Genomic DNA, 26,015 nt, shown 5'->3' with positions numbered 1-26,015 from the left:
GGACGAACTTTGTTTGCTCGTTGGCAATCCCAAGGCTGAACGACGCCCGTACTATGCAAGGATCGTCATCACGCATTTCCGGAGGCCCGGACTTTCTGCCGACGACCGCCGGATCGCTATGCCAGAATCCGCATTTGAGGCAATTTCCGGCACTTTCCTGCACTTTCAGGCGGTTCAGAACACTTACTGACACAACTGAAGATTATCCTCAGGCGTACGGACAAACTCAGCCCACAGCAGCCGTTATCTAGACTGCAGTGGTGTTAGATGCCATACCGCTTCCGTTGCCGCCACCTTGCCCTTCAGGCCGCCTTCTACATGCACCCTGTTCAGCAATTGCAGATGATGGCTGGCGGCGTAATGCTGCGCGACTTCTTCCGGCAAAATCGCAAACGGTGGCCCGTCTGCCGCCAGTTGATCGTATTCGTAGGCAATCAGCAATTGCGGTGCATCACCGGACAATGTTCGCAGATGCTGTGTGTAAGCGGAACGCATGTCCGGCGGCAAGGCAACCAGCGCGGCGCGGTCGTACACTGCATCCACCGCACCCAGCACCTCCGACTGCAGACTGAAAAAATCGCCGCAGTAAATCACAATGTTTTCCGCCTGATAGCAAGTCAGCGCACCGCAGTCCGACACTTCCGGCGTGACGCCCAGTTCAGCAAAAAACGCTTCCGCCGCCAGCTGACTGAGTTCCGCACCGCGTACCTGATATCCCTGTTCCAGCAGCCACACCATATCGCGGGTTTTGCCGCACAAAGGCAGCAATACCGTTTGCCCGCGCTGCAAACCCAGAGCGCTGAAATGCTGTACCAGCAGCGGATTGGCTTCACTCAGATGAAATCCTAATTCGCCGCGCTCCCATTTCTGATGCCAGAAATCTGCTTCCATGCCGTACTCCTTATGCAAAATGTATTCTGATTGCGCCTAGAATATCAGTTCAAGTCAACTTGAAGTCAAGCGGGGAAAATATGCTCGATATCAGCGAAGTCAGTCAGGCCAGCGGCGTACCCGCCTCCGCCTTGCGCTATTACGAAGAACTGGGATTAATACAGTCAGCCGGCAGAAAAGGCTTGCGCCGTCAGTACGCGCCGGCCGTGCTGTCCAGACTGGCGCTGATCAGCCTCGGCCAGCAAGCCGGATTCTCACTACAGGAAATCGCCGCGATGCTGGGCGACGACGGGCAGATTGCGCGTGCACCGCTGCATGAAAAAATCGCCGAACTCGATCAGCAAATCCGCCAGCTGAAAGCGGTACGCGACGCCCTGTCCCACGCCGCCGTCTGTCCTCACCCGCAGCATCTGGACTGCGCTAAATTTCAGCAACTGTTGCAGATTGCGCAGAAGCGCAAGCAAAGGAAATTACGGGGTGGCAGGAACGCAGAGCAGCGCTGAGTCTGTGGTGTGTATGCGAAGAACTGTGAAAACCGGCTGACACGGGCTTTTCAGCCTCAAATGCGGGGTTCTGCACAGCGATCTGGCGGGCGTCGGCAGAAAGTCCGGGCTTCCAGAAACGGGGAATGAGGATTTCTGCACAAATGCATCCTCTGTTTTGATGGCAACAGAAAATCTGCGGGCAAATAAAAAGCCCGTGAACATTGCTGCTCACGGGCTTCTGACTACCGGATTTGTTGCTGCAGGATGGCTCCCGCAGCACAGCGCAATTACTTCTTACGCTGCGGTGGCATGTCGGTACAAACGCCTTTGTACACTTCTGCTGCCATACCGATGGATTCACCGAGGGTTGGATGCGGGTGGATGGTTTTGCCGATGTCGATCGCATCTGCACCCATTTCGATTGCCAGTGCCACTTCACCGATCATGTCGCCGGCGTGGGTACCCACGATACCGCCGCCGATGATGCGTTTGCTTTCCGCATCAAAAATCAGTTTGGTGAAACCTTCATCGCGACCATTGGCCACCGCACGACCGGAAGCCATCCACGGGAACACACCTTTTTCGACTTTCAGGCCTTTGGCTTTGGCTTCATCTTCGGTCACACCTACCCATGCCACTTCAGGATCGGTGTAAGCAACGGATGGAATCACCTGTGCATCAAAGTAAGCTTTTTCGCCGTGTGCCGCTTCTGCTGCCACATGCGCTTCATGCACTGCTTTGTGTGCCAGCATAGGCTGACCAACCAGATCACCGATCGCGAAGATATGCGGCACATTGGTACGCATTTGCTTATCAACCGGAATAAAGCCGCGCTCATTCACAATCACACCGGCTTTATCTGCTGCCAGTTTTTTACCGTTCGGGCTGCGACCAACAGCAACCAGTACCAGATCGTACAGTTGCGGTTCCGGCGCTTTTTCGCCTTCCACAGCAGCAGCAAAACTGACTTTGATCCCTTCCGGCAGCGCTTCTACTGCAACGGTTTTGGTTTTCACCATGATGTTGTCGAAGCGGTGTTCATTGTGTTTCTGCCAGACTTTAACCATGTCGCGGTCTGCGCCCTGCATCAGGCCATCCATCATTTCGACGACGTCGATGCGTGCGCCGAGTGTGGAATACACGGTTGCCATTTCCAGACCGATAATGCCGCCGCCGATCACCAGCATACGCTTAGGAATCTGACGCAGTTCCAGCGCGCCGGTGCTGTCCACGATACGCGGATCTTCCGGTACGAAAGGCAGTTTCACCACAGAAGAACCGGCCGCAATAATGGCTTGTTTGAACTGCACCACTTTCTTGCTGCCATCTGCTGCGGTTACTTCGATATGGTTTGCGCTGAGGAACTGGCCGACACCCTGCACCACATTCACTTTGCGCGCTTTCGCCATACCAGCCAGACCGCCGGTCATTTTCTTGATCACGCCGTCTTTGTAAGCACGCAGTTTGTCCAGATCGACTTCCGGCTTGGCGAAGGTCACACCGTTCGCGGCCATGTGCGAGGTTTCATCGATCACCGCAGCCACGTGCAGCAATGCTTTAGAAGGAATACAGCCAACGTTCAGGCAAACCCCGCCCAGCGTTGCGTATTTTTCGATCAGCACCGTTTGCATGCCCAGATCAGCAGCGCGGAACGCAGCGGAATAACCACCGGGGCCACCGCCAAGTACCATCATTTCGCAGTCCACATCGACCGGGCCCTGATAGCTGGAACCGGCCGGTGCCTGTGCTGCCGGTGCTGCCGGTGCCGCAGGTGCAGATTGCGCAGGCGCTGCAGTTGCAGCAGCCGGAGCAGCCGCGACGCCGCCTTCGCTGGTTTCCAGCACCAGAACGATACTGCCTTCCGCTACTTTATCGCCCAGCTTGATTTTCATTTCCTTCACCACGCCACTGTGGCTGGAAGGAATTTCCATACTGGCTTTGTCAGACTCAACCGTAATCAGCGACTGGTCTTTCTTGACGCTGTCACCGGCTTTGACCAGCACTTCGATGACTTCCACTTCTTTGAAGTCGCCGATGTCCGGCACTTTGACTTCAACGATGGCGCTGACCGCCGCAGTCACTGTTGAAGCCGGAGCCGCTGCAGGCGCAGAAACTGGCGCTGCTGCGGCCGCCGGTGCAGGAGCTGCAGCAGGTGCGGCTGTGCTTGCAGCGCCTTCCGCTTCCACGATCAGCACGATACTGCCTTCAGCAACTTTGTCGCCCAGCTTGACCTTCATTTCTTTCACCACGCCAGCATGGCTGGCAGGGATTTCCATACTGGCTTTGTCGGATTCCACGGTGATCAGGGACTGATCTTTCTTAATCGTGTCACCGGCTTTGACCAGTACTTCGATAATTTCGACTTCTTTAAAGTCACCGATATCCGGTACTTTTACTTCGATCAGGCTCATGCGTCTCTCCTATCAGAGCAAAGTCTTACGCATATCGGCCAGAATATCGGCCAGATAAGCAGCAAATTTGGCAGCCATCGCACCGTCGATCACGCGGTGATCATAAGACAGCGACAGCGGCAGCATCAGACGTGGCTGGAATTGTTTGCCATCCCAGACCGGTTTGATCGCCGATTTGGACAGACCCAGAATCGCAACTTCCGGCGCATTGATGATCGGGGTGAATGCTGTGCCACCGATACCACCGAGCGAAGAAATCGTGAAGGTTGCGCCCTGCATATCTGCAGGTTTCAGTTTGCCGTCACGTGCCTGTGCCGACAGTTCGCCCATTTCTTTCGCGATTTCAGAAACGCTCTTCTTATCTGCGTTTTTAACAACCGGTACGACCAGACCATTTGGCGTATCTGCAGCGAAACCGATGTTATAGAACTGCTTCAGAATCAGGTTTTCACCGTTTGCATCCAGCGATGCATTGAATGCCGGGAATTTTTTCAGCGCTGCAACGGAGGCTTTGATCACGAATGCCAGCATTGTCAGTTTTACGCCGGATTTCGCCAGTGCTTCATTAGAAGACTTACGGAATTCTTCCAGCTCGGTAATGTCAGCTTCTTCAAACTGCGTGACGTGCGGAATCATGACCCAGTTACGGTGCAGATTCGGGCCACTCAGTTTCTTAATACGGGACAGAGGCTGCAGTGTGGTTTCGCCGAATTTGGAGAAATCCAGCGATGGCCAAGGCAACAGGTTCAGACCTGCGCCGCTGCCATTCACCGGCGCTGCCGGTGCAATCGCTGCAACCGCAGTGCTGCCGGCCATAATGCCTTTGACGAAGTTTTGTACGTCTTCCTGTGTGATACGGCCCTTTGCACCGGAACCGGCAACGCGGGTCAGGTCCACACCCAGTTCACGCGCAAACTTGCGTACGGATGGAGAAGCGTGGGATTTGCCAGCCGGTGCAGTGGCGACCGGCGCAACAGCAGGTGCGGCAGCAACCGGCGCTGCAACTGGCGCAGGTGCCGGTGCAGCAACTACCGGAGCTGGCGCGGCAACCGGTGCCGCAGCAGGTGCAGCTGCCGGTGCGGCAACAGCAGCGCCTTCCGCAGCTTCCACCACCAGCAATACCGTGCCTTCAGCCACTTTATCGCCCAGCTTCACTTTCAATTCTTTGACCACACCAGCATGGCTGGATGGGATTTCCATACTGGCTTTGTCGGATTCGACGGTGATCAGCGACTGATCGACTTTGATGGTATCGCCGACTTTGACCATGACTTCAATGACTTCGACTTCTTTGAAATCACCGATATCCGGTACTTTGACTTCCATTGTGCTCATTCTTTTCGCTCCATAGTGCTGAGAGTTCTGTCAGTGCTGCTGATGCAGCACTGACGCGGACGAACCACTGATCAGACAGTGACCGGATTTGGTTTATTCGGATCGATACCGTATTTCGCAATCGCCTGTGCTACAACAGAAGCGGACAGCGTGCCTTCATCTGCCAGCGATTTCAGAGCAGCAACCACGACGAAGTAGCGGTTAACTTCAAAGAATTCACGCAGTTTTGCACGGGTGTCAGAACGGCCGTAACCGTCAGTGCCCAGTACTTTATAGCTGCGGTCACGCGGTACAAATGCACGTACCTGTTCGGCGTAAGTACGCATGTAGTCGGTCGATACCACGATCGGGCCTTGTGTATCTTTCAGGCATTCAGTGAAGTACGGCAGACGTGCAGTTTCAGTCGGGTGCAGCATGTTATAACGTTCCGCATCCTGACCATCACGGGCCAGCAGAGTGAACGACGGTGCAGACCAGACGTCAGCAGCGATACCCCAGTCGTTTTTCAGCAGATCCGCTGCAGCGATGACTTCGCGCAGGATCGTGCCGGAACCCATCAGTTGTACACGGTGCTTGGTGTTGTCTTCCGCTTTCTGGAACAGGTACAGACCTTTGATGATGCCTTCTTCCTGACCGGCTTTCATACCCGGATGCGCGTAGTTCTCGTTCATCACGGTGATGTAGTAGAACACGTCTTCCTGATTCGCAACCATGCGGCGCAGACCATCCTGAATAATCACGGCAACTTCGTGCGCGAAGGTCGGATCGTAAGGGACGCAGTTCGGAATGGTGGACGCCAGCAGATGGCTGTGACCGTCTTCATGCTGCAGACCTTCACCGTTCAGTGTGGTACGACCGGCAGTACCACCGATCAGGAAACCACGTGCGCGCATATCACCGGCAGCCCATGCCAGATCGCCGATACGCTGCAGACCGAACATCGAGTAGTAAGTGTAGAACGGGATCATCACGCGGTTATTGGTCGAATACGAAGTCGCCGCAGCGATCCAGGAACTCATACCACCGGCTTCGTTAATACCTTCCTGCAGAATCTGACCGGCTTTGTCTTCGCGGTAGTACATCACCTGATCTTTATCGACCGGTTCGTACAGCTGACCCAGCTGGCTGAAAATACCGATCTGACGGAACAGACCTTCCATACCGAAAGTACGGGATTCATCCACCATAATCGGCACAATACGCTGACCGATGCTGCTGTCACGCAGCAATACATTCAGTACACGCACGTAAGCTGCAGTTGTGGAGATTTCACGGCCTTCTGCGGTAGGTTCCAGCATTGCCTGGAATGCGTTCAGCTCAGGCACCACCAGTTGCTCATCGGCTTTCTGACGACGTTGCGGCAGATAGCCACCCAGCGCGCGGCGACGTTCCTGCAGGTATTGCATTTCCGGAGAGTCATCGGCTGGTTTGAAGAATGGAATCGCTGGCAGTTGCTCATCAGAGATAGGCAACTGGAAGCGGTCACGCATAGCGCGGATCGCTTCATCATCGAGTTTTTTGGTGTTGTGTGCGGTGTTACGTGCTTCACCTGCTTTACCGAAGCCGTAGCCTTTAATACTTTTCGCCAGAATAACGGTTGGCGAACCTTTGTTTTCCTGCGCAGCTTTAAATGCAGCGTAGATTTTGTGCGGATCATGGCCGCCGCGGGTCAGACGCCAGATGTCGTCATCGGACATTTTGCTGACCATTTCCAGCAGTTTAGGATGTTTGCCGAAGAAGTGCTGACGAACGTATGCACCGTCTTTGGCTTTGTAGTTCTGATATTCACCGTCTACGGTTTCCATCATCACTTTTTGCAGAATGCCGTCTTTATCTTTTGCCAGCAGCTCATCCCAGCCACTGCCCCAGATGACTTTTACAACATTCCAGCCTGCGCCACGGAAATCGGATTCCAGTTCCTGAATGATTTTGCCGTTGCCGCGTACCGGACCATCCAGACGCTGCAGGTTACAGTTAACCACGATGACCAGATTGTCCAGCTGTTCACGGCCAGCCATACCGATTGCACCCATGGATTCCGGTTCGTCCATCTCACCGTCACCGCAGAATGCCCATACTTTACGTTTTGCTGTGTCAGCAATACCGCGTGCATGCAGGTATTTCAGGAAACGTGCCTGATAAATCGCCATCAGCGGGCCCAGACCCATCGATACGGTAGGGAATTGCCAGAAGTCCGGCATCAGTTTCGGATGCGGATAAGAAGACAGACCTTTGCCGTCTACTTCGCGACGGAAGTGCAGCAACTGCTCTTCAGAGATACGGCCTTCGAGGAAAGCACGTGCATAAATGCCCGGTGCGGAGTGACCCTGAATATACAGCAGGTCGCCACCGTGTTCTTCGGTCGGCGCGTGCCAGAAATGGTTAAAGCCAATGCCCAGCATATTCGCCAGCGAAGCGAAAGAAGACAAGTGACCACCGAGATCGCCGTCAAAACGGTTGGCTTTCACCACCATTGCCATCGCATTCCAGCGCATGTAAGAACGCAGACGTTCTTCGATTTCCAGATTGCCCGGGCAGTGCTCGCCTTTATCAGCAGGAATCGTGTTGATGTACGCTGTATTCATCGAAAACGGAATATCCACACCACGACGACGCGCCAGATCAGACATACGCTCCATCAGATAGTGGGCGCGTTCAGGACCCTCAACATCAATCACGGATTCGAGCGCATCCAGCCACTCCTGGGTTTCCATCACATCGGGATCATTCTCGGCTTGCGCCAGCACTTTATCAATTTGGGGTGACATGTTTCAGGTCTCCGGTTGATGCGCTTCGTGAAAGTTGCGCGTTTTGGGATTCAGATTTCTGGACTAATTACAGAACGGAAGAATTCTAACAGGGCTTTTTTCATTTTCCAAATAGCGATATACGATTTCATAATGCGGAATTTTATTTGCACCGCAACAAAACACCCCGATTTTTCACGATAAGAAACAGGGAGTGTTTTTTTGCTGTTTTCTGGTGCAAAAACATAAAAAAACAGGGCGATGATTGCTCATCGCCCTGTTTCACCGGACATCTGTCCATTCCGGAAGTGTTATGCGCTGTTGTTACACAGTCACATCATCCATTATTTGAATGTGTACTTCGCACCAACTTTGAAGTAACGGCCAATCGCGCCGCTTGCATCCATCGGGTTGTAGCTCATGCCACCGTAGGTCAGCGGATCCAGTGGCGCAACTTTATCAAACACGTTTTGCACGGAACCGAAGATTTCCAGGTTTTTCATGGCCTTCCAGCGGAAAGACAAGTCCAGTGTTGTGAAGGATGCCAGTGTGCAGTCTGCGTTCGGTGCAGGGCTGCCGTTCGCCAGCTGCGATGCACACAGATCGCCTTCAAAATACACATTCTTCATCTTGCCACGGTAGTTAACGTTACCGGTAACGTTCCAGTCACCACGGTCCCAACCCAGTACAAAGTTCACTTTATCGGCAGGCGTACCAGCGCAGTTAGATGTGTCGCAGTTACCATGCGTACCGGCATATTCATAAGATACGCCGGATTTTTCCACGCGTTTCCAGGAAATAACATGTGTCCAGCGCAGGTCTGCTGTCAGCTTGCCATATTCACCCAGTGCAAAACGCTGTTTCGCATCCAGATCCAGACCGCGGACTTCCGTGAAGCTGGAGTTGCGGTATGGCGCTTTGGAAATCAGCAGTGTACCGGTGTTCGGTACAACCACGCCATTGATGGTCAGATTGTTATCCTGACGAATCGCGGTTGGCAGTGCGGCTGCTTCTGCATATGCCAGCGGATTGATTTCGTTAGAGCGTTTGATTTTCCATGCATCCAGCGCAATCGATGTGTTTGGCAGCGGATCAAACACCATGCCGAGCGTGTAGCCTTTGGATTTTTCCGGTTGCAGCGACGGATCACCGACTTTTACCGCAGCAACAGTCAGGGAACAATCGGTTGCAGTTGCACCCGGCAGCGGTGTGCCATTCGGGCAGCGAACAGGGTCACGCACAGTGGCGGAACCTGTACTCTGGCTGGTCGAACCGGACTCAGCTGCACCCGGCGCACGGAAACCTTCAGAATAAGTACCGCGCAACGCCAGTTCTTTCATCGGCGTCCATTTCAATCCCAGTTTTGGTGTTGTGGAATTGAAGTTGGTATATTTGTCGTAACGTACTGCAGCAGATGCTTCCAGCGATTTAACGATCGGCGCCAGCACCTCTGCGTACAGCGCGTAAACTTTTTCATCACCTTTCGCTGCAACATAACTTGCATTGATAGAACCGTCTTCAGTGCCACTCAGTGCCGGACTGTCATAGGTTTCTTTACGGTATTCAGCACCAACCGCCAGCCCCATAGAACCACCAGGCAGTTTCATCAGCTCACGGGATGCCTTGAAGTCGATGATATCCATACTGGTTTTACCATCGGCGATCGCAGTACGGCGTAAGGCGTTATACAGCGCTGCAGAATTTTTGTTTGCCTGTGCACCAATGTAGTACGGGAAATACTGACTGGTCGGATCACCCAGAGCTGCTTTCAGTACGGACATGTTCAGCATGTTTTCGTATGTCAGTTTCAGCTTGGATTCGGAGTGCAGAATCGCTGTATCGAAATCCCAGCCGGCATATGCCCCCTTCAGACCGACTACCAGACGGCTGAAATCATTGTCTGCATTACGGCGTTGCGCACCGACATCAAATGCTGCGTAACGTACACGTACAGGTACGCCGTATGGATTTTGCGGATGTGTGGCTGCCAGCAGAATGCTTGTACCGTAGTTGATCACACCAGATGCATTACCTGCGTTTGGCGGGAATGCTACGGTTGGCGTGATGCTCGGTGGCGTCAGGCTGAAACCGGTTTTGCGTGAAGAGTAACCAAATTCCGCATACGCCTGCAGGTCTTCACTGATTTTGAAGGTACCACGGCTGGCGATATTCACACCTTCGATTTGCGGCTGCATGGAACGGAACTGATCCTGATACCACAAGCAACCACCACCTGGATCCTGATTTGTTGTTGTCGACAACGTGCCGCAACCCGGCAGAGAAACATAGTTCAGTGTTTTCGGATCACGGATAGAACCTGCCGGGCTGGCCGCAGCCGAGTTATTACCGGAAATATAGCCGGATGCAAACTGCGTTGCCATCGGATAACCCCATGGACGCAAATCACCTGCGCCGATCCAGTCACGACCTGCACGGTCTTTGTTATAGATCTCGTTGGATTTATAAACTTCGAAGTTTGCCATCACGTTATAACGATCGGTGTCATAGTCACCGAAACCGGCAGTCAGTGCTGCTTTTGTCTGATTATTATCGTGATATTTAGAAGTACCTGCGCTCGCAGTTGCAACGATGCCCTGATAATTTTGCTTCAGGATAATGTTGACGACGCCGGCAATCGCATCTGCACCATACACAGCCGAGGAGCCGTCTTTCAGAATTTCAATGCGCTCCACCAGCTCCATAGGAATGGTGCTCAGGTCTGTAAATGTTTTCTGACCGTCGTCAGCGCGACCGAACGATGCCATACGACGACCGTTCAACAATACCAGTGTCGATGTCGCACCCAGACCGCGCAGGGAAATGGCAGTCGAACCAGCAGCAAAACCGTTACCAAAACCGGTAGGCAGAGAACCCGCACCGTCAGCAGACAGACTTTGCAGGTATTCAGCGACAGTCGCTTTACCGGATTTATCAATATCCGCGCGGCTGATCAGTTGAATCGGGGAAGCTGTTTCAGCTTCAGCACGCTTAATGTTTGTGCCTGTCACTTCAACACGCTGGACTTTTTCCTGCGCCATCGCCGGCAGTGCTGCCAGACCCGCGCCCAGAACCAGGCTGCCTGAGAACAAAATCCGTAAGGATTTAGCAATCGTTTTTTCGCTATACATCGTCACACTCCATAGTTTTAGATATTTTGATGCTGACCTGCGAGCAGAAAATTTTTTCATCAAATTCCGGAATTTATCCGGATCAGTGAAAATTGATTTTCAGAATCAACATGAAGCCACGGCAGTGATTTAAGTGTCAATTAATACGATTTGCTTCGTCACACAAATGCAACAGATTTCTTCTTGAGTTATCAATAAATCAGCACAAAACAATTGAGCCCAACCTGTAGGTTGGCGCGCAAACGATTGCGCATCACTAAGACCGAGGCTTTACCCTGTTTTTGCCCCGCACTCTCCGGCAAGCCTGTACTGATCACTTATAATCTCGCCTGACGAAAATTTTTTACCATCCTCTTTCAGCACATCATGACTGCTCAAATCATTAACGGAAACGAACTCTCCCAGCAAATTCGCGCAGAAGTAAAAAACCGCGCGGCTGCCCTGACTGCAAACGGCAAGCAACCAGGCCTCGCAGTTATTCTGGTGGGTGACAATCCTGCTTCTCAGGTCTATGTCCGCAATAAAGTGAAAGCCTGTGAAGATTGCGGTTTCTATTCCATTCTGGAGAAGTACGACGCTGAACTCAGTGAAGAGGCGCTGCTGAGCCACATCGACCGTCTGAATCAGGATCCGAAAATTCACGGCATCCTGGTCCAATTACCGCTGCCAGCGCATATCAATGCAAATAAAGTCATTGAAGCAATCGCAGCGGAAAAAGATGTGGATGGTTTCCATATCAGCAACGCAGGTGCCCTGATGACAGGCCAGCCTTTATTCCGCCCATGCACACCATACGGCGTGATGAAAATGCTGGAATCGATCAACTATCCGGTACGCGGCGCCAATGCTGTCGTCGTTGGTGCATCCAACATCGTCGGCAAGCCACAGGCGATGTTGCTCTTGCAAGCAGGCGCTACCGTCACCATCTGTAACTCCAAGACCCGCGACCTCGGTGCACACACACGCAATGCAGATATTCTGGTTGTGGCAACCGGTAAACGTAATCTGGTCACCGCTGACATGGTAAAACCCGGCGCTGTTGTGATCGACGTCGGTATGAACCGGGATGACGAAGGCAAGTTGTGTGGTGATGTCGATTACGCCGCAACAAAAGAAGTTGCTGGCTACATCACACCTGTACCGGGCGGCGTCGGACCAATGACCATCACCATGCTGCTGGTCAATACGATTGAAGCTGCTGAAAGAAACTGAGAATGAACGATAATCCTTTGCTGGACTTTTCCGGGTTACCAAGATTTGCGGATATCCGCGCCGAGCATGTTGCACCGGCAATTACTGAGCTGCTGGCAAAAGCGAATGCTGCGCTGGATCAGGCGTCGGCTGACACAACTCCGGCTGAATGGGATCAGGTTGTGGTACCGCTGGACGATGCCTCTGAACGCCTGAGCCGCGCCTGGGGCGTGATTTCTCACCTGAATGCCGTGGCAGATACACCCGAGCTGCGCGCTGCATATAACGAGATGCAACCGGCCGTCACCGAGTTCGGCACCCGGGTTGGGCAAAGTCTGGCGCTTTTTGAAAAATACAAAGCGCTGGCAGCAGCAAAGGATTACGCGCAGTTACCTCAGGCACGCAAAACCATTATCAGCCACGCGCTGCGGGATTTCCGTCTCGGGGGCGCGGAACTGAATGATGCTGACAAATCCCGCTTCGCCAGCATTCAGGACAAACAGGCAGCGTCTGCCATCCGCTTTTCCGAAAATGTTCTGGATGCCACCAATGACTTTGCGCTGTTTGTCGAAGATATCAGGGAACTGAGCGGCTTGCCGGAAGATGTGATTGCAGCTGCACGTGCGGCAGCTGAACAGGATGCCAAATCAGGCTATAAATTCACGCTGCACTTCCCCTCATATTTCCCGGTACTGCAATATGCGGATCAGCGTTCACTGCGCGAAGCAATTTACCGTGCAAACGCAACAAAAGCATCCGAGCTTGGTGCGAAGCCTGAGTGGGATAACAGTCAGGTCATGACCGAGTTACTGCAATTGCGCAAGGAAGAAGCACAGTTGCTGGGTTATCCGGCTTACGCAGATGTATCTCTGGCTGCCAAAATGGCGGAATCGCCGGCGCAAGTCACAGCGTTTCTTGAAGATCTGGCGCAGCGCGCCCGGCCATTTGCCGAGAAAGATCTGGAAGAATTGCGTGCGTTTGCAGCCAGTGAACTGAATTTGCCTGACCTTCAGGCGTGGGATGTCACTTATGCCTCCGAGAAACTGCGCCAGCAGCGTTACGCCTTTTCGGAGCAGGAGGTAAAAGAATACTTTCCTGAAAACAAGGTACTGGCAGGACTGTTTGATGTGATTCAGCGTTTGTTCGGCGTCAGCATTCAGGCCGAACAGACTGCAACCTGGCATCCTGACGTGAAATTTTTCCGCATTGAACGGAACGGCCAGTTGCTGGGACAGTTTTATCTGGACTTATATGCGCGCGCTGGCAAGCGCGGTGGAGCGTGGATGGATGATGCACGCGGCCGGCGCGCATTAAAAGACGGCATTCAAACGCCGGTTGCCTATCTCGTCTGTAATTTCTCAGCACCTGTCACACTGAACGGCGTACAACGTCCCGCACTGTTCACCCATGATGATGTCATTACCCTGTTCCACGAATTCGGACACGGTCTCCATCATTTGCTGACGCAAGTGGATGAACTGGCTGTATCCGGCATCTCAGGCGTCGAATGGGATGCTGTTGAGCTTCCTTCTCAGTTTATGGAGAATTTCTGCTGGGAATGGGATGTACTGCAATCAATGACCGCCCATGTTGAAAACGGGCAACCATTGCCACGCAGCCTGTACGACAAAATGATCGCTGCGAAGAACTTCCAGGCTGGTTTGCAAACCCTTCGTCAGGTCGAATTTGCCTTGCTGGATATGAGACTGCATCATCAGGCGGAAATCAGCGATGCTGCTTCTGTGCAATCCGTCATTGACGATGTCAGAAAGCAATTTGCTGTCCTGATTCCTCCGGCTTTTAACCGCATGCAACATTCGTTCAGCCATATTTTTGCGGGCGGTTATGCAGCCGGCTACTATAGTTATAAATGGGCGGAAGTACTTTCCGCAGATGCGTATGCCGCGTTCGAAGAATCCCGCTCCGCTGACGGCAGTACTTTATCGGCTGAAACCGGACAACGGTTTTTGCGTGAAGTGCTCGAGGCTGGCGGTTCGCGTCCGGCACTGGATTCCTTTACCGCTTTCCGCGGCAGAGCACCGGATATCAGCGCACTGCTGCGGCACAGTGGCATGACCGCCTGATACAGCGGAGTTTTCTATGCGGTATTTACATCAGTTTTTCAGTCTTGGGCTGGCAATTGCATGCCTGTCCTGTACAGGCGAAGCATTTGCGCAATTGTATAAATCTGTCGGCCCTGATGGCCGGTGGGTATATTCAGACACGCCACCGCCTCCCGGACAAAAACTGGTGGAAACCCGCAGTCTCAGCAAACCGGCAAACACTGCCAGCCTGCCATATGAACTGGCGCTGGCGGTGCAAAATGCGCCTGTGACGGTGTACACAGGCAATAACTGTGCTCCTTGTCAGGATGCGAAGAACCTGTTGCGATCACAAGGTGTTCCTTATACCGAAAAAACTGTGACGACGGATCAGGACATTGAAAAATTCCAGCAGATATCCGGCGATACTCAACTGCCGTTTTTACAAATCGGCGGACAGCGTTTGCGTGGATTCACACCAGAAGAAATCCGCCAGGCGCTGCAAAACTCCGGATATCCGACGTCCAGCCGCTTGCCCTCAGATTATAAAAATCCTCCGGCAGAAGCACTTGTGCCAGTAGCAGCCACTGCCTCCCCTGCGACCGGCGAACAAAAAAATTCCCGTAAAAAAGCGCAGAACATTCCTAAACCGGCAAAACAGGAGCAGAATACCGGTTTTCAGTTTTGAACGCGGTATGCGCATTGACTTTCACAGCAACGTTGCTGACAGATTAAGCTATTGTTGTCGTCTGATACGAAAGGCGTATCAGACCAATTGTCATGTCACAGTATTTCATCCGGACAGCCGCCAGCTGCGCGTTCTCGACGAAGCCCTCTGGACCATTTCCGAACAGGAATTCATTGCACATGCTGGCGCTGAAAGTCCACAGGCGAAGCATTCCTCTGTGTTGCTGACAGCTGCTGAACCTTTTCCGGTGCAGACAGATAAAACCCGGATTCTGCTGAACTTGTCCCAGCATACACCGCAGCAGTTTGCGCTATTTGAGCGCATGATTGAAATCGTCAGTCGTACCGAAGATGATATTCAGGCAGGTCGTCAGCGTTATCGCAGCTACCAGCAATCCGGCCACGAGCTTCATCATTTCCAGGCAAACGCATGACTTCTGTGAACGACGCCAACATTCCTGTATTAACAGAAATAATCGAACCGGTCGCTGAGACCGTTACCACAACCATTGCTGTAAGCGAGCCTGTATCTGTTGTTGTACCTGACGATATTCCGGTGCTGGATACTCCGCTTATGCAATCCGAAAAGTTAGCAGCAGAAGCGCTGACAACGACACCCTCCACACCGGAGCTGGACTGGGATGCAATGGAACTGACTGTCAGAGAAGCAGTTCTGAAACAGGTACTTACCCGTGTTGATTTTGTACTTGAACACCGGGTACGTGACGGACTGGCTGACGTACTGCAAACCGCAGTCGATAAACTTGCCGATGAAATCCGGACTGGTCTTGCCAACTCATTAAATGAACTGGTTACACGCTCGGTGCAACAGGAATTACTGAAAATTCGCTCAGGAAAACAGTAACTGATTCAAACTAAGGTCTCGTTTGCAGTTGCAGCAATCGGGACCATACTACCTCTCCCCTTCGCCTACCAAGCAGTAATACCGCCAGTATTTTTCTGTTTGTATGGCAATATTCACTTTTCCAATATACTAGCAACATATTTAGCATGATAAGCTAAAACTTTATTGTGCGGCATCAACACGTCAAAACTGTTCCGAACTAGCCAATCTGGATCATTTCGCGCGTATTTCCCACACTTCCTTTACTTTTAAAATAACAAGGTCAGAACATGAACTGGTTTCGCAATCTCAGTATCGGCGGAAAACTTATTGCCGCCTTTAGCATACTTATCGTTTTAAATGTCTTTCTGGGACTATTTTCACTGTCATCTCTGATCAAACTGAACCATGCATCCTCATTTATCGCAACCGATTCCCTGCCCAGTGTTGAAGCTGTGGCTAAGCTGCAGCTATCCACCGCACGCTTTCGCATTTCAGAAGCCAGCCACATTGCAGCTGCCAGCGAAGCTGATATGCAAAACAATGAAAAGGCAATGACAACACGTCTGGAAACACTGAGAAAGCAGCAGACAGAATATGAAAAAGTGCCGGCAGCAGACGATGAACGAAAACAGTATGCTGAGTGGAAAGACTTGTTGAATCAGTACCTGAAAGTCAATCAGGCCATGCTGCAACTGTCACGTGATGGTAGTAAAGAAGATGCCCGCAATCTTTTCAAAGGCGATTCAAACAAGCTGTTTCGTGCTATGAATGAAAAGATTGAATCGATCTCTAACCAGAACGAGAAAGCCGCAGACGACGCCAGCGAACAAGCGAACGCTGTATATGAGAATTCGCGGAATGGTGTCATTGCAGTAATTTTACTGATTGTGGTTGCGGCGATTGCGCTCGCCGTATTTTTTGCCCGCTGGATTGCGGGGCATCTTGAACACGCTGTCTCGGTTGCGGAATCCGTGTCCAAAGGTGATCTGACGCGTCACATTGAAGTACGCTCCACCGATGAAATCGGCCGTTTGCTGAACGCAATTTCCATCATGAGTAACAGTCTGCAAAAACTGGTCGGCGAAGTCCGGCATGGCGCGGATGCGATTTCAATCGCTTCCTCAGAAATTGCTCAGGGAAATCAGGATTTATCGAACCGTACTGAACAACAGGCTGGCTCGCTGGAGGAAACCGCCTCTGCGATGGAAGAGCTGACTTCAACCGTCAGACAAAATGCCGCCAGTGCCCTCGCTGCGCAGAAGTTGTCGCAGAACGCAGCTGCCACTGCCAATGAGAGCGGAAACTCAATTGCAGCACTGACTGCAACGATGCAGGAAATCAGCGAGTCATCAGGAAAAGTCACCGATATTATCGGTGTTATCGACGGTATCGCGTTTCAAACCAATATTCTGGCGCTGAACGCGGCTGTGGAAGCTGCGAGAGCCGGTGAACAGGGTCGTGGATTTGCTGTGGTGGCATCGGAAGTACGTACACTGGCGCAACGCAGTGCCGCAGCAGCCCGCGAAATCAAAGGCTTGATCGATGATTCGGTCAGTAAAGTTGAATCAGGTAAGCAACAAGTCAACCGCACCGACAGTACAATGCGCCAACTGGTATCCGATGTTAACAAAGTCAGTGAAATGATCAGTGAAATCTCCTTAGCCAGTCAGGAGCAAAGCAGCGGCATTGAAGAAGTCAATCAGGCCATCATTCAAATGGACGAGGCGACTCAGCAAAATGCAGCCCTGGTTGAACAGGCTGCTGCTGCCTCCAAAGCACTGGAAGATCAGTCCGCACATCTCGCCAGACTGACCAGCGTGTTCCGTTTAAACCGCTGATCTGCATAAAACACGGGCATGCCGGCAGCTTGCCGGCATGCATTTGCAGTAGCTAAAGGCGATCAGTGAGACTGCAGATAGCACTTCAGCTTTTCTCGGTAACGCTGCTCCGCACTTAAAACTGTTGCATTCCTTCCACAAAACCGTTGGTGCAACTGCGTCCCACAGCTTATTTTATGCCTGTCAAAAGCTGCGCATTCTGCGCACTGAACGTGCGAATACTTCGATTGTGCATCGCAATAAAACTCTCTGAATAATATTCCCCTTCAGCAACAGAATGCCCGCAAGCTGTGCAGGAAAACTGCCAATTCGGCGACTACCGGCGGGAGAAACGAAATCACCGTCTCCGAAGCGCAAGATTGTAAGATCAGCCACTACGCTGTATTGGCACAAATCCGCACAGCCGGATTGCCAGCTTTTTTCAGCTTCGCAGAGGCTGCGCCGGCGCACAAAAAAAGTGCGCGGCACAGCGCAGCATTGCGCTTTTTTGTGACGTACAAAAATTGTCCTTTTCAGTAAAAAACCGCACAAAATCGCTTTGCTAAACAATTTTTCTGATGTACCTTTTATTTTATTCAGTTGTCTGAATAAGTTGGTTAAGCAATTACCTTGTCCTACTTGATAAACCTTAGGAGTACATACATGTCGTTCAAAACTAAAATGATTCCACTGGCTGGCGCAATTGCCTTCGCTTTCGCCGGTACTGCAGCGGCTCAGGAGATGGTGGTTAAAATTGGTCACGTTGGTCCTGTTTCCGGCGCGATTGCTCACCTGGGTAAAGACAACGAACTCGGCGCTAAAATGGCGATCGAAGATCTGAATGCCAAAGGCGTGACCATCGGTGGTAAAAAAGTAAAATTCGAACTGCTGGCTGAAGATGACGGCGGTGATCCGAAACAAGGTACAACCGTTGCGCAAAAACTGGTGGACGCGAAAGTTAACGGCGTTATCGGCCATCTGAACTCCGGCACAACCATCCCTGCTTCCAAAATTTACAACGATGCAGGTATTCCACAGATTTCCCCTTCCGCAACTGCTGTTCCTTACACCAATCAGGGCTTTAAAGGCGCATTCCGCGTTGTAGCGAATGACGGTCAGCTGGGCGGTACACTGGGTCGCTTTGCTGTGCAAATCTCCAAAGCGAAGAAAATTGCTGTGATCGACGACAAAACAGCATACGGTGAAGGCGTTGCCAAAGAATTTATCAAGGGCGCAAAAGGTAAAGGCGCAGAAGTTGTTGCAACTGAGCATACAACTGACAAGTCCAATGACTTCGCAGCGATTCTGACGACCATCAAAGCAAAACAACCAGACCTGATTTTCTTCGGCGGTATGGATGCAGTTGCCGGTCCTATGCTGAAGCAAATGAAAGCACTGGGCATCAATGCTAAGTTCATGGGTGGTGACGGTATCTGTACCGCTGACTTGCCTAAACTGGCTGGTGACGGCATCGGCGAAGGCCAGGTAGTTTGTGCTGAAGCAGGCGGTGTTCTGGAAGCACAGAAGAAAATCAGCGATGACTGGAAAGCCGCATTCAAGAAAAAATATGGTGTTCAGGTTCAGATCTACGCACCGTATGTTTATGACTCCGTCATGGTCATGGTTGAAGCGATGAAACAAGCCGGTTCCGCAGAACCAGCGAAATACCTGCCAGTACTGAAGAAAATTAAATACCGTGGTGTTACCGGTGACATCGCATTCGATGACAAAGGCGACATCAAAGACGGTACTCTGACTCTGTACACCTACAAAGGTGGTCAGCGTGAAATCCTGAGCGTGACAAAATAATCGTCCGCATCCGGTAAAACAAAAAGCCCTGCAGTTGCAGGGCTTTTTTTATGGCTTCATGTGCTGAACAGATTATTTCAGCGACAGTACCCATTTCACCAGTGTTTTGGCTTCTGCTTCAGATACTTGCGGATTAGCCGGCATAGGAACCGGACCCCATGTTCCGCTGCCGCCCTTCATAACTTTCTGTACCAGCATTGCTTCGGCTTTTTTATCTGCCGCATATTTCTTTGCGACTTCTTTATATGCAGGGCCAACGACTTTGGCATCCACAGAGTGGCATGTCATGCAGTTTTTCGCTTTAGCGAGGTCTGCATTTGCAAAAGCAGAACCGGAAGCCAGTGCAGCCATCATCGCTGCCAGCATCAGTTTGTATTTCATTACATTCTCCTGGTTAAGATAAAGCGCAATCATTTTAGCGCGATTGTGAGTGTGCGGCAGATACGGGGTTTGCTGATTGACCTGCTGCAAATTCCGCTTTAATCTCTGCTGTCTTGTTTTGCAATTTTTTGCTAATTACTGCGGTGAAAATACGAGAACTCACTGCTTCATTCCGGGACGGATATGATTCTGATTATTCCTTTGGTGTTGTTTCTGATACTCAAACTGGCCGGCATCTGGATTTTTGCAGAAGCTTCGTGGTGGTGGCTGATCGGCGGCGCAGTATTTGCGTTTATCTGGTTTGAATTTCTGGAGCGTCTGTTTGGTCTGGATGCAAAAAAACAGGATCTGCACTACGACACCATCCGCAAAGAACGGGTTAAGCGTGCGTTCAATCAAAAGAATGAACGCAAACGCTGATTGTCCTTATGCGTGAACCTCATCTCCCCGAGCTGCGGCAGTTAAAGCAATTCATTGCGGTTGCAGAAGAATTGCATTTCGGCCGTGCGGCGCAGAGGCTGAACATGACACAGCCGCCGCTGTCGCAATCGGTGCAGAACCTGGAAGCCACGCTCGGTGTTGCCCTGTTTGTCCGTACCACGCGCCAGATTGCGCTGACCGAAGCCGGACAAGCCTTGTTGCCGGAAGCGCGCCGCATTCTGGCACAAGCCGAAAATTTAGCGCCGATGCTGCAGGAGGTTGTTGCAGGAACCGCCGGTACGCTGCGGCTCGCATTCATTTCGATTGCGGACTACAGCATCCTGCCGCGTACCCTGAAAGCCTACCGCGAAGCCTTTCCCGGCATCCGCATCGAATTGCACGAAGCTACCACGGACCGCCAGCTCAGTATGCTGCAGGAAGGTGAAATTGATGCAGGTTTGCTGATTCCGCCGGTTCCCGCCCATCTGCAATCCATGATCTCGTATCAGACGGTACGCACGGAACCGCTGATCGTGGCGGCACCCGATAGTATGACCTTGCCAGCCGGCGGCGTCAGTCTGCAGGACATTGCCGGCGCACCGCTGATTCTGTTTCCGCGTAAAATTGCCGCCGCGCTGCATGACACCATACTCTCGTTCTACCGCGAACACGGGCTGACACCAGTGATTGCGCAGGAAGCGATACAGATGCAAACCATTATCGGACTGGTAGCTGCCGGTATGGGCGTGGCACTGGTTCCGCAAGCAGTGGCGAACTTACAGCGGCCCGGCGTTGTCTACCACCGGCTGCGTATTGCCGCACCGCTGGTGGAAACCGGCGTTGCGTGGCGCAAGGATATGCCTGCACCGGCGCTGCAACACTTTTTACCGTTTTTACTGTCTTCCTCATGCTGATACACCCGAATCCTGATCCGGTTGCTTTCCGGATCTTTGACTGGCCAGTGCACTGGTACGGTCTGATGTACCTCGTCGCCTTTACGCAGTTCGTGCTGCTGGGTCGCTTACGACTGCGTTTGCCACACATTGCTGCCAAAGGCTGGAATGCAGAACACATCGACGACATGCTGTTTTACGGCGTGCTCGGCGTGGTGCTTGGCGGCCGTCTTGGTGAAGTGTTTTTCTACGGGTTTTCTTATTACATGAGCCACCCTGCGGAAATTTTCATGGTCTGGAAAGGCGGCATGTCTTTCCACGGCGGCTTTATCGGTGTGGTGATTGCGATGGCGTTGTGGGCGCGGAAAGCAAAGATGCATCTGGCCGATGTGTATGACTTCATCGCGCCGCTGGTACCGCTGGGGTATGCGGCCGGACGTATCGGTAACTTTATCAACCATGAATTACCGGGCCGCGTGGCGTCTGCGGATTTGCCGTGGGCAATGATGTGGCCGGGACAGGCAACACCGGTGCATCCTTCGCCGATTTATCAGGCGCTGGTAGATGGGGTGCTGGTGTTTATCATTCTGTGGTGGTTTGCGCGCAAACCGCGTCCGCGACTGGCGGTGGCATCGCTGTACGCCCTGCTGTACGGCTGCGCCCGCTTCCTGACCGAATATTTCCGTACACCGGACTACATGGTCGATTTCGCCGGCATCAGCATTTCTGCCGGTCAGATGTTGTCGGTGCCGATGGTGCTGATTGGCGGCGGCTTACTGATCTGGTCTTACCGCTCAGCGAAATCTGCCTGATCCGCGACACAGCAACACCCGCTGCAAGCCCGTTCTCCTTTACCGGAAACGGGCTTTTTGCTGGCCTGCATACGCCTTCATTGTGCAAAGATCGTCATCAGCCAATTCCAAAGGCCCGGACTTTCTGCCGACGACCGCCGGGGTGCTGTGCAGAACACCGCATTTAAGGCATTTTCAGCCAGAAAACGGCTCCCGGACTGGCCAGCCAGCCGGCTCAGACCCGACTCATCCCGTTATAGCGAACGACGTAAAAAAAACCGCCTCCGGTGACGAAGGCGGTTTTCTGTGAGTGCAAATGACAACAATCAGCGCGAATACAAATCGATGATGTTGATGATTGCATCGTGGCAGACGTGGCAGAACTTCTCGCTGCGGTCGAACATAATGCACTGCATTTCGGGACGGAAGTAACCGGTGGATTCATAGTTCGCACCTTCAAACGCACCGACATCATGGCGATGTTTGGCGCTGTTCAGTAAGGCCGTAGAGCGCGCCAGATCTTTCGTGAACAGTTCATTCATTTCAGATTCGGGGCGATTCTGCGCACGCAGCTCTGCGCGTTTCTTCTGATAAGCACGGGATGCATCGTCGTACACTTGCTTAGGCCAAGGCGTTGGCAGTGGCGTGGACGCATTCACATACTTTTTCCATTTCAGTCTGGACGGATCTTTCAGCGCCGTCGCATTCGGTTCCCACGGCTCTTTGAATTCGCCTGTGCTCTGATAAGCCACCGGTGAGGTGTAATACTCGTCGGCCAAACCAGCGAAGTGATGGCCGAACTCATGCACAAACAGATAATTCGACCAGTCGCTGCCAGCTGCTGCGGTACTGAATTGTCCGAAAATACCGCCGCCGCCATAGGTTTTATTATTGACCAGAATCTCAATAAACTCATACGGTGCATTCTGCGCAATGCCACGCAGCGCCGCATTATCCAGCGTCAGCACATAACGTTCGCTGCCGAAAATATCGTAGCTGCTGCCCAGCGCCGAAGCGTGATACACGCCGGTGGATGGGCGCGAAATACCGGATTCCGGTGTCGGCACCGCCAGCGCCCACACGTTGAAATCATTCGCACGTTGTTTAAACGGCGCTACCGAGAATAAGTGTTCCGTCAGGCGTTTTGCATCCGCTTCAAATTTTTGCATTTCTGCGGCAGTGTAACCATCGCCCAGAATCAGCAAATCCACCTTCTCTTCGGAAGGCCCGGAATAATGCACTTTGATCGGTTTCAGACCGCTATCCGGCTGCTTGCGGATTACGCCCTGCGCATCGGTATCGACCTGCACACTCCAGACCGGTACAAAACGGTTTTCCGCATCACGTTTCAGCACGCTGACTTTGACCGGTTTTTCCGGCTTTGGAAAACGCAGGCTTTCCTGAAAGCTGCGGTCTAACTGCGCCGCTTCATCGGTACTCTGCCATTCTGCAAAGACGGTTGAAAAACCGCGCGAATACAGCAAGGCTCCGGTGGCAGCGTCGCGCACTTCAAACTTATTATTGCCGCGATCCGTGTCATCAATCGCTTTTTTCGGATTGCCCGGCCATGGCAAAGGCTCAATCACCACGCGCTCCATTGCATAGTGTTCGGATTTGGCATTGCCGCCGTGCTGGTAATCCAGCCTGACCGTAGCGCTGGCAGCCATCGCCAGACCACTGCACATGCCCAGCGCAGCCAGCATGGCAGCGACTATACGGCGTCCTGTAATTTTGATCATGATTTCTGTCCTTGATACGCATTGAGATTCAGTCTGAGCATTGTAATCGCGCCATCCCCGACAGTATGCCGCTCTCTGCATCGTCATCACGGGTTTTGCAGGCCACTGAATTTTGCAAAATATCTTTTTTGATAAGATTTTTTCGATACTGATGCCACAGTATTTCCATACCGCAAACGAAAATTCGTTTTTTACCGCCTTACATGAACTTTCATAGGCTTTCATCGTCCAAGTCTGCGTGATGCGGATATGCAACGTCGAAGAGAAAAACAACCGCATTCCATCCAACAACTGATCTGAACGAGGAAATCTTATGCGTCATTCTATGATTGCACTTGCGCTGCTGGCGGCATTTGGCAGCATGACACAAGCAAGTATCGCAGCACCTGCGACTAAAACTCCCGCTGCTGCTTCCACGGCTGCCACTTCTCAGAAATCCGGCGTTGATCTGCAATGGATCGATCAGAGCGTGCGTCCGCAGGATGATTTTTACCGCTTTGTTTCCGGCAAATGGCTGAACAGCGCTGAAATTCCGGCCGACCGTTCGCGCTTCGGCTCGTTTGATGAATTGCGTGATCTGTCTGAAAAGCGTTCATTTGAAATCATTGAAGGCCTGGCGAAGGAAAAGCACTTAAAAGCAGGCAGCAACGAACAGAAGATCGCTGATCTGTACAACAGCTTCATGGATGAAGCGACGATTGAGAAAAAAGACATTCAGCCTTTGCTGCCCGTCTTCAAAAAAATCGAAGCCCTGAAAGACAAACAGCATCTGGCTGGCCTGATGGCAAATCTGGCGAAACTGGGTGTCGGCCTGCCGGTACAGATGGGGATTGGTCAGGATGGTAAAGATTCCACCAAATACGCGGTGTACCTGAGTCAGGGCGGTCTGGGTCTGCCGGACCGTGATTACTATCTGGACGATAAATACAAAGATTCACGCGACGCCTATGTCAGCCATATCACCAATATGCTGACCATGCGCGGCGATAAAAAAGCGGCAGAACACGCTCAAGCAATCTTTGCACTGGAAACCGAAATCGCCCGCGTGCAGTGGGATAAGGTCGCCAACCGTAATCCGGTAAAAACGTATAACAAAACCGAGATGAGCAAACTGGCAGAAGTCATGCCTGGCTTTGACTGGAAAGCGTTTTTCACCGAAAACGGCGTTGGCAATAAAGTCGATTACGTGATCATCCGTCAGCCGGACTTCCTGACAAAATTGTCCGGCGTGATTGCCGCCACACCGGAAGAAACGCTGAAATCCTATCTGGAATGGCGCGTTCTGAGTGCATATGCACCGCTGCTGTCCAAACGATTTGTGGATGAGGACTTCCAGTTCTACGGCGCGAAACTGCGCGGCGTACCGGAAAATCAGCCACGCTGGAAACGTGGTGTAGGCCGTGTGGAAGAAAGCCTGTCGGAAGCGGTTGGCAAACTGTACGTGGAAAAACACTTCCCGCCGGAATACAAAGCCCGTATGGAAAAACTGGTTGGCAACCTGATTACAGCGTATAAAGAAAGTATTGAGACGCTGGACTGGATGAGCCCGGAAACCAAAAAAGAAGCGCTGACCAAGCTGTCTAAATTCACACCAAAAATCGGCTATCCGGAAGTCTGGCGTGACTACAGCAAACTGGAGATCAAAAAAGGCGACCTGATCGGCAACGTACTGCGTGGTCGTGAAGCCGGTTATCAGCGTCAGCTGGCAAAACTCGGCAAGCCGATTGATCGTAAAGAATGGGGCATGAGCCCGCAAACCGTGAATGCGTATTACAACTCGCGCATGAATGAAATCGTGTTCCCAGCAGCCATTCTGCAGGCACCGTTCTTCAATCCGGATGCGGACGACGCAGTCAACTACGGTGGTATCGGCGCGGTCATCGGCCATGAAATCAGCCACGGTTTCGATGATTCCGGCAGCCAGTCTGACGGCGACGGCAATCTGCGTGACTGGTGGACTGCCAAAGATAAAGAAAACTTTGGTCGCCTGACTTCTGCGCTGGTTGCACAGTACGAAGGCTACAGCCCGCTGCCTGGCTACAATGTTAACGGCAAGCTGACACTGGGTGAAAACATTGCTGACAACAGTGGTTTGTCGATTGCGTATAAAGCGTATAAATTGTCGCTGGGTGGAAAACCATCCACCACCATCGACGGTTTCAGCGGTGAACAGCGTGTGTTTATCGGCTGGGCGCAGGTATGGCGCGGTAAAGCACGGGACAAAGAAACGATCCGTCTGCTGGCAACCGATCCGCACTCTCCGGCAGCAGTACGCGGCAATGCGCCACTGACCAACATTCAGGGCTTCTACGATGCGTTCGGCGTCAAAGAAAGCGACAAAATGTTTGTGGCACCGGAAAAACGCATCAAGATCTGGTAAGCCGTTACGGCGATCCCGCCG

Annotated in this window: 20 protein-coding genes; 12 read left to right on the top strand and 8 right to left on the bottom strand. The window is 52.2% G+C overall.

The window, feature by feature from the left end:
• Positions 1-243 precede the first annotated feature (243 nt).
• Complete coding sequence (gene tmpT / locus IE092_RS16575) at positions 244-891, bottom strand: thiopurine S-methyltransferase (RefSeq protein ID WP_189358437.1); 648 nt, start codon at positions 889-891, stop codon at positions 244-246.
• 80 nt (positions 892-971) lie between these two features.
• Between tmpT and IE092_RS16570 the strand changes: the two genes are divergently transcribed.
• Positions 972-1,394 carry a helix-turn-helix domain-containing protein gene (locus tag IE092_RS16570; RefSeq protein WP_189358435.1) on the top strand — a complete coding sequence of 141 codons (423 nt, stop codon included), beginning with the start codon at positions 972-974 and terminating at the stop codon, positions 1,392-1,394.
• A gap of 269 nt (positions 1,395-1,663) precedes the next feature.
• On the opposite strand, the gene lpdA is transcribed toward IE092_RS16570, so the two are convergent.
• From lpdA to IE092_RS16550, 4 genes are all read right to left on the bottom strand, one after another.
• Positions 1,664-3,787, bottom strand: coding sequence for a dihydrolipoyl dehydrogenase (lpdA, locus tag IE092_RS16565; RefSeq protein ID WP_189358434.1), 2,124 nt, complete (start codon positions 3,785-3,787; stop codon positions 1,664-1,666).
• Positions 3,788-3,799: 12 nt separating this feature from the next.
• On the bottom strand, positions 3,800-5,122 hold the full coding sequence (gene aceF / locus IE092_RS16560; protein ID WP_189358432.1) for a dihydrolipoyllysine-residue acetyltransferase: 1,323 nt from the start codon (positions 5,120-5,122) through the stop codon (positions 3,800-3,802).
• Positions 5,123-5,193: 71 nt separating this feature from the next.
• On the bottom strand, positions 5,194-7,890 hold the full coding sequence (gene aceE / locus IE092_RS16555; RefSeq protein WP_189358430.1) for a pyruvate dehydrogenase (acetyl-transferring), homodimeric type: 2,697 nt from the start codon (positions 7,888-7,890) through the stop codon (positions 5,194-5,196).
• 323 nt (positions 7,891-8,213) lie between these two features.
• Positions 8,214-10,997 carry a TonB-dependent receptor gene (locus tag IE092_RS16550; protein ID WP_229793224.1) on the bottom strand — a complete coding sequence of 928 codons (2,784 nt, stop codon included), beginning with the start codon at positions 10,995-10,997 and terminating at the stop codon, positions 8,214-8,216.
• 366 nt (positions 10,998-11,363) lie between these two features.
• Between IE092_RS16550 and folD the strand changes: the two genes are divergently transcribed.
• The 6 genes from folD (at position 11,364) to IE092_RS16520 (ending at position 17,602) form a co-directional block, all read left to right on the top strand.
• Positions 11,364-12,209: a bifunctional methylenetetrahydrofolate dehydrogenase/methenyltetrahydrofolate cyclohydrolase FolD gene (gene folD, locus IE092_RS16545; protein ID WP_189358428.1), complete on the top strand. Its 846-nt coding sequence runs from the start codon at positions 11,364-11,366 to the stop codon at positions 12,207-12,209.
• 2 nt (positions 12,210-12,211) lie between these two features.
• The gene (locus IE092_RS16540) at positions 12,212-14,272 is read left to right on the top strand and encodes a M3 family metallopeptidase (RefSeq protein ID WP_189358426.1); all 2,061 of its coding nucleotides are present in this window, start codon (positions 12,212-12,214) and stop codon (positions 14,270-14,272) included.
• 16 nt (positions 14,273-14,288) lie between these two features.
• On the top strand, positions 14,289-14,918 hold the full coding sequence (locus IE092_RS16535) for a glutaredoxin family protein (RefSeq protein WP_189358424.1): 630 nt from the start codon (positions 14,289-14,291) through the stop codon (positions 14,916-14,918).
• Between the two features lie 7 nt (positions 14,919-14,925).
• Positions 14,926-15,351, top strand: coding sequence for a DNA polymerase III subunit chi (locus IE092_RS16530; protein ID WP_189358422.1), 426 nt, complete (start codon positions 14,926-14,928; stop codon positions 15,349-15,351).
• Positions 15,348-15,782, top strand: coding sequence for a hypothetical protein (locus IE092_RS16525; RefSeq protein ID WP_189358420.1), 435 nt, complete (start codon positions 15,348-15,350; stop codon positions 15,780-15,782). The genes IE092_RS16530 and IE092_RS16525 overlap by 4 nt, the downstream gene beginning before the upstream one ends.
• Positions 15,783-16,051: 269 nt before the next feature.
• Positions 16,052-17,602 carry a methyl-accepting chemotaxis protein gene (locus IE092_RS16520; RefSeq protein WP_189358418.1) on the top strand — a complete coding sequence of 517 codons (1,551 nt, stop codon included), beginning with the start codon at positions 16,052-16,054 and terminating at the stop codon, positions 17,600-17,602.
• Between the two features lie 183 nt (positions 17,603-17,785).
• Here the strand turns inward: IE092_RS16520 and IE092_RS16515 are convergent, their stop codons facing one another.
• Complete coding sequence (locus tag IE092_RS16515) at positions 17,786-18,343, bottom strand: hypothetical protein (RefSeq protein WP_189358531.1); 558 nt, start codon at positions 18,341-18,343, stop codon at positions 17,786-17,788.
• On the opposite strand from IE092_RS16515, the gene IE092_RS16510 reads away from it, so the two are divergent.
• The gene (locus tag IE092_RS16510) at positions 18,245-19,390 is read left to right on the top strand and encodes a branched-chain amino acid ABC transporter substrate-binding protein (protein WP_189358415.1); all 1,146 of its coding nucleotides are present in this window, start codon (positions 18,245-18,247) and stop codon (positions 19,388-19,390) included. The genes IE092_RS16515 and IE092_RS16510 overlap by 99 nt on opposite strands.
• A gap of 72 nt (positions 19,391-19,462) precedes the next feature.
• On the opposite strand, the gene IE092_RS16505 is transcribed toward IE092_RS16510, so the two are convergent.
• Positions 19,463-19,771, bottom strand: coding sequence for a c-type cytochrome (locus IE092_RS16505; protein ID WP_189358413.1), 309 nt, complete (start codon positions 19,769-19,771; stop codon positions 19,463-19,465).
• Positions 19,772-19,954: 183 nt separating this feature from the next.
• Between IE092_RS16505 and IE092_RS16500 the strand changes: the two genes are divergently transcribed.
• From IE092_RS16500 to lgt, 3 genes are read left to right on the top strand one after another with little or no spacing between them, the layout of a single operon-like run.
• On the top strand, positions 19,955-20,191 hold the full coding sequence (locus IE092_RS16500) for a hypothetical protein (RefSeq protein ID WP_189358412.1): 237 nt from the start codon (positions 19,955-19,957) through the stop codon (positions 20,189-20,191).
• A gap of 8 nt (positions 20,192-20,199) precedes the next feature.
• Positions 20,200-21,105, top strand: coding sequence for a LysR family transcriptional regulator (locus tag IE092_RS16495; protein WP_189358410.1), 906 nt, complete (start codon positions 20,200-20,202; stop codon positions 21,103-21,105).
• Positions 21,099-21,896, top strand: coding sequence for a prolipoprotein diacylglyceryl transferase (gene lgt / locus IE092_RS16490; RefSeq protein WP_189358408.1), 798 nt, complete (start codon positions 21,099-21,101; stop codon positions 21,894-21,896). Before IE092_RS16495 ends, lgt begins: the two co-directional genes overlap by 7 nt.
• 305 nt (positions 21,897-22,201) lie before the next feature.
• Here lgt and IE092_RS16485 read toward each other — a convergent pair whose 3' ends face one another.
• Positions 22,202-23,614: an IgA Peptidase M64 gene (locus tag IE092_RS16485; RefSeq protein WP_189358406.1), complete on the bottom strand. Its 1,413-nt coding sequence runs from the start codon at positions 23,612-23,614 to the stop codon at positions 22,202-22,204.
• Positions 23,615-23,927: 313 nt separating this feature from the next.
• On the opposite strand from IE092_RS16485, the gene IE092_RS16480 reads away from it, so the two are divergent.
• Positions 23,928-25,994 carry a M13 family metallopeptidase gene (locus tag IE092_RS16480; protein WP_189358404.1) on the top strand — a complete coding sequence of 689 codons (2,067 nt, stop codon included), beginning with the start codon at positions 23,928-23,930 and terminating at the stop codon, positions 25,992-25,994.
• The last annotated feature ends 21 nt before the right edge of the window (positions 25,995-26,015 follow it).

The sequence above is a fragment of the Cognatundibacterium squillarum genome (genome assembly GCF_014652435.1).
In the GTDB taxonomy this organism is placed as follows: Bacteria; Pseudomonadota; Gammaproteobacteria; order Burkholderiales; family Burkholderiaceae_D; genus Undibacterium; species Undibacterium squillarum.
This window is presented reverse-complemented; position numbering and strand designations above follow the sequence as displayed.

Coding starts and splice junctions, on each gene's coding strand:
- tmpT (WP_189358437.1), bottom strand. CDS start 891: ATGGAAGCAGATTTCTGGCATCAGAAATGGGAGCGCGGCGAATTAGGA.
- IE092_RS16570 (WP_189358435.1), top strand. CDS start 972: ATGCTCGATATCAGCGAAGTCAGTCAGGCCAGCGGCGTACCCGCCTCC.
- lpdA (WP_189358434.1), bottom strand. CDS start 3,787: ATGAGCCTGATCGAAGTAAAAGTACCGGATATCGGTGACTTTAAAGAA.
- aceF (WP_189358432.1), bottom strand. CDS start 5,122: ATGAGCACAATGGAAGTCAAAGTACCGGATATCGGTGATTTCAAAGAA.
- aceE (WP_189358430.1), bottom strand. CDS start 7,890: ATGTCACCCCAAATTGATAAAGTGCTGGCGCAAGCCGAGAATGATCCC.
- IE092_RS16550 (WP_229793224.1), bottom strand. CDS start 10,997: ATGTATAGCGAAAAAACGATTGCTAAATCCTTACGGATTTTGTTCTCA.
- folD (WP_189358428.1), top strand. CDS start 11,364: ATGACTGCTCAAATCATTAACGGAAACGAACTCTCCCAGCAAATTCGC.
- IE092_RS16540 (WP_189358426.1), top strand. CDS start 12,212: ATGAACGATAATCCTTTGCTGGACTTTTCCGGGTTACCAAGATTTGCG.
- IE092_RS16535 (WP_189358424.1), top strand. CDS start 14,289: ATGCGGTATTTACATCAGTTTTTCAGTCTTGGGCTGGCAATTGCATGC.
- IE092_RS16530 (WP_189358422.1), top strand. CDS start 14,926: ATGCGCATTGACTTTCACAGCAACGTTGCTGACAGATTAAGCTATTGT.
- IE092_RS16525 (WP_189358420.1), top strand. CDS start 15,348: ATGACTTCTGTGAACGACGCCAACATTCCTGTATTAACAGAAATAATC.
- IE092_RS16520 (WP_189358418.1), top strand. CDS start 16,052: ATGAACTGGTTTCGCAATCTCAGTATCGGCGGAAAACTTATTGCCGCC.
- IE092_RS16510 (WP_189358415.1), top strand. CDS start 18,245: ATGTCGTTCAAAACTAAAATGATTCCACTGGCTGGCGCAATTGCCTTC.
- IE092_RS16505 (WP_189358413.1), bottom strand. CDS start 19,771: ATGAAATACAAACTGATGCTGGCAGCGATGATGGCTGCACTGGCTTCC.
- IE092_RS16500 (WP_189358412.1), top strand. CDS start 19,955: ATGATTCTGATTATTCCTTTGGTGTTGTTTCTGATACTCAAACTGGCC.
- IE092_RS16495 (WP_189358410.1), top strand. CDS start 20,200: ATGCGTGAACCTCATCTCCCCGAGCTGCGGCAGTTAAAGCAATTCATT.
- lgt (WP_189358408.1), top strand. CDS start 21,099: ATGCTGATACACCCGAATCCTGATCCGGTTGCTTTCCGGATCTTTGAC.
- IE092_RS16485 (WP_189358406.1), bottom strand. CDS start 23,614: ATGATCAAAATTACAGGACGCCGTATAGTCGCTGCCATGCTGGCTGCG.
- IE092_RS16480 (WP_189358404.1), top strand. CDS start 23,928: ATGCGTCATTCTATGATTGCACTTGCGCTGCTGGCGGCATTTGGCAGC.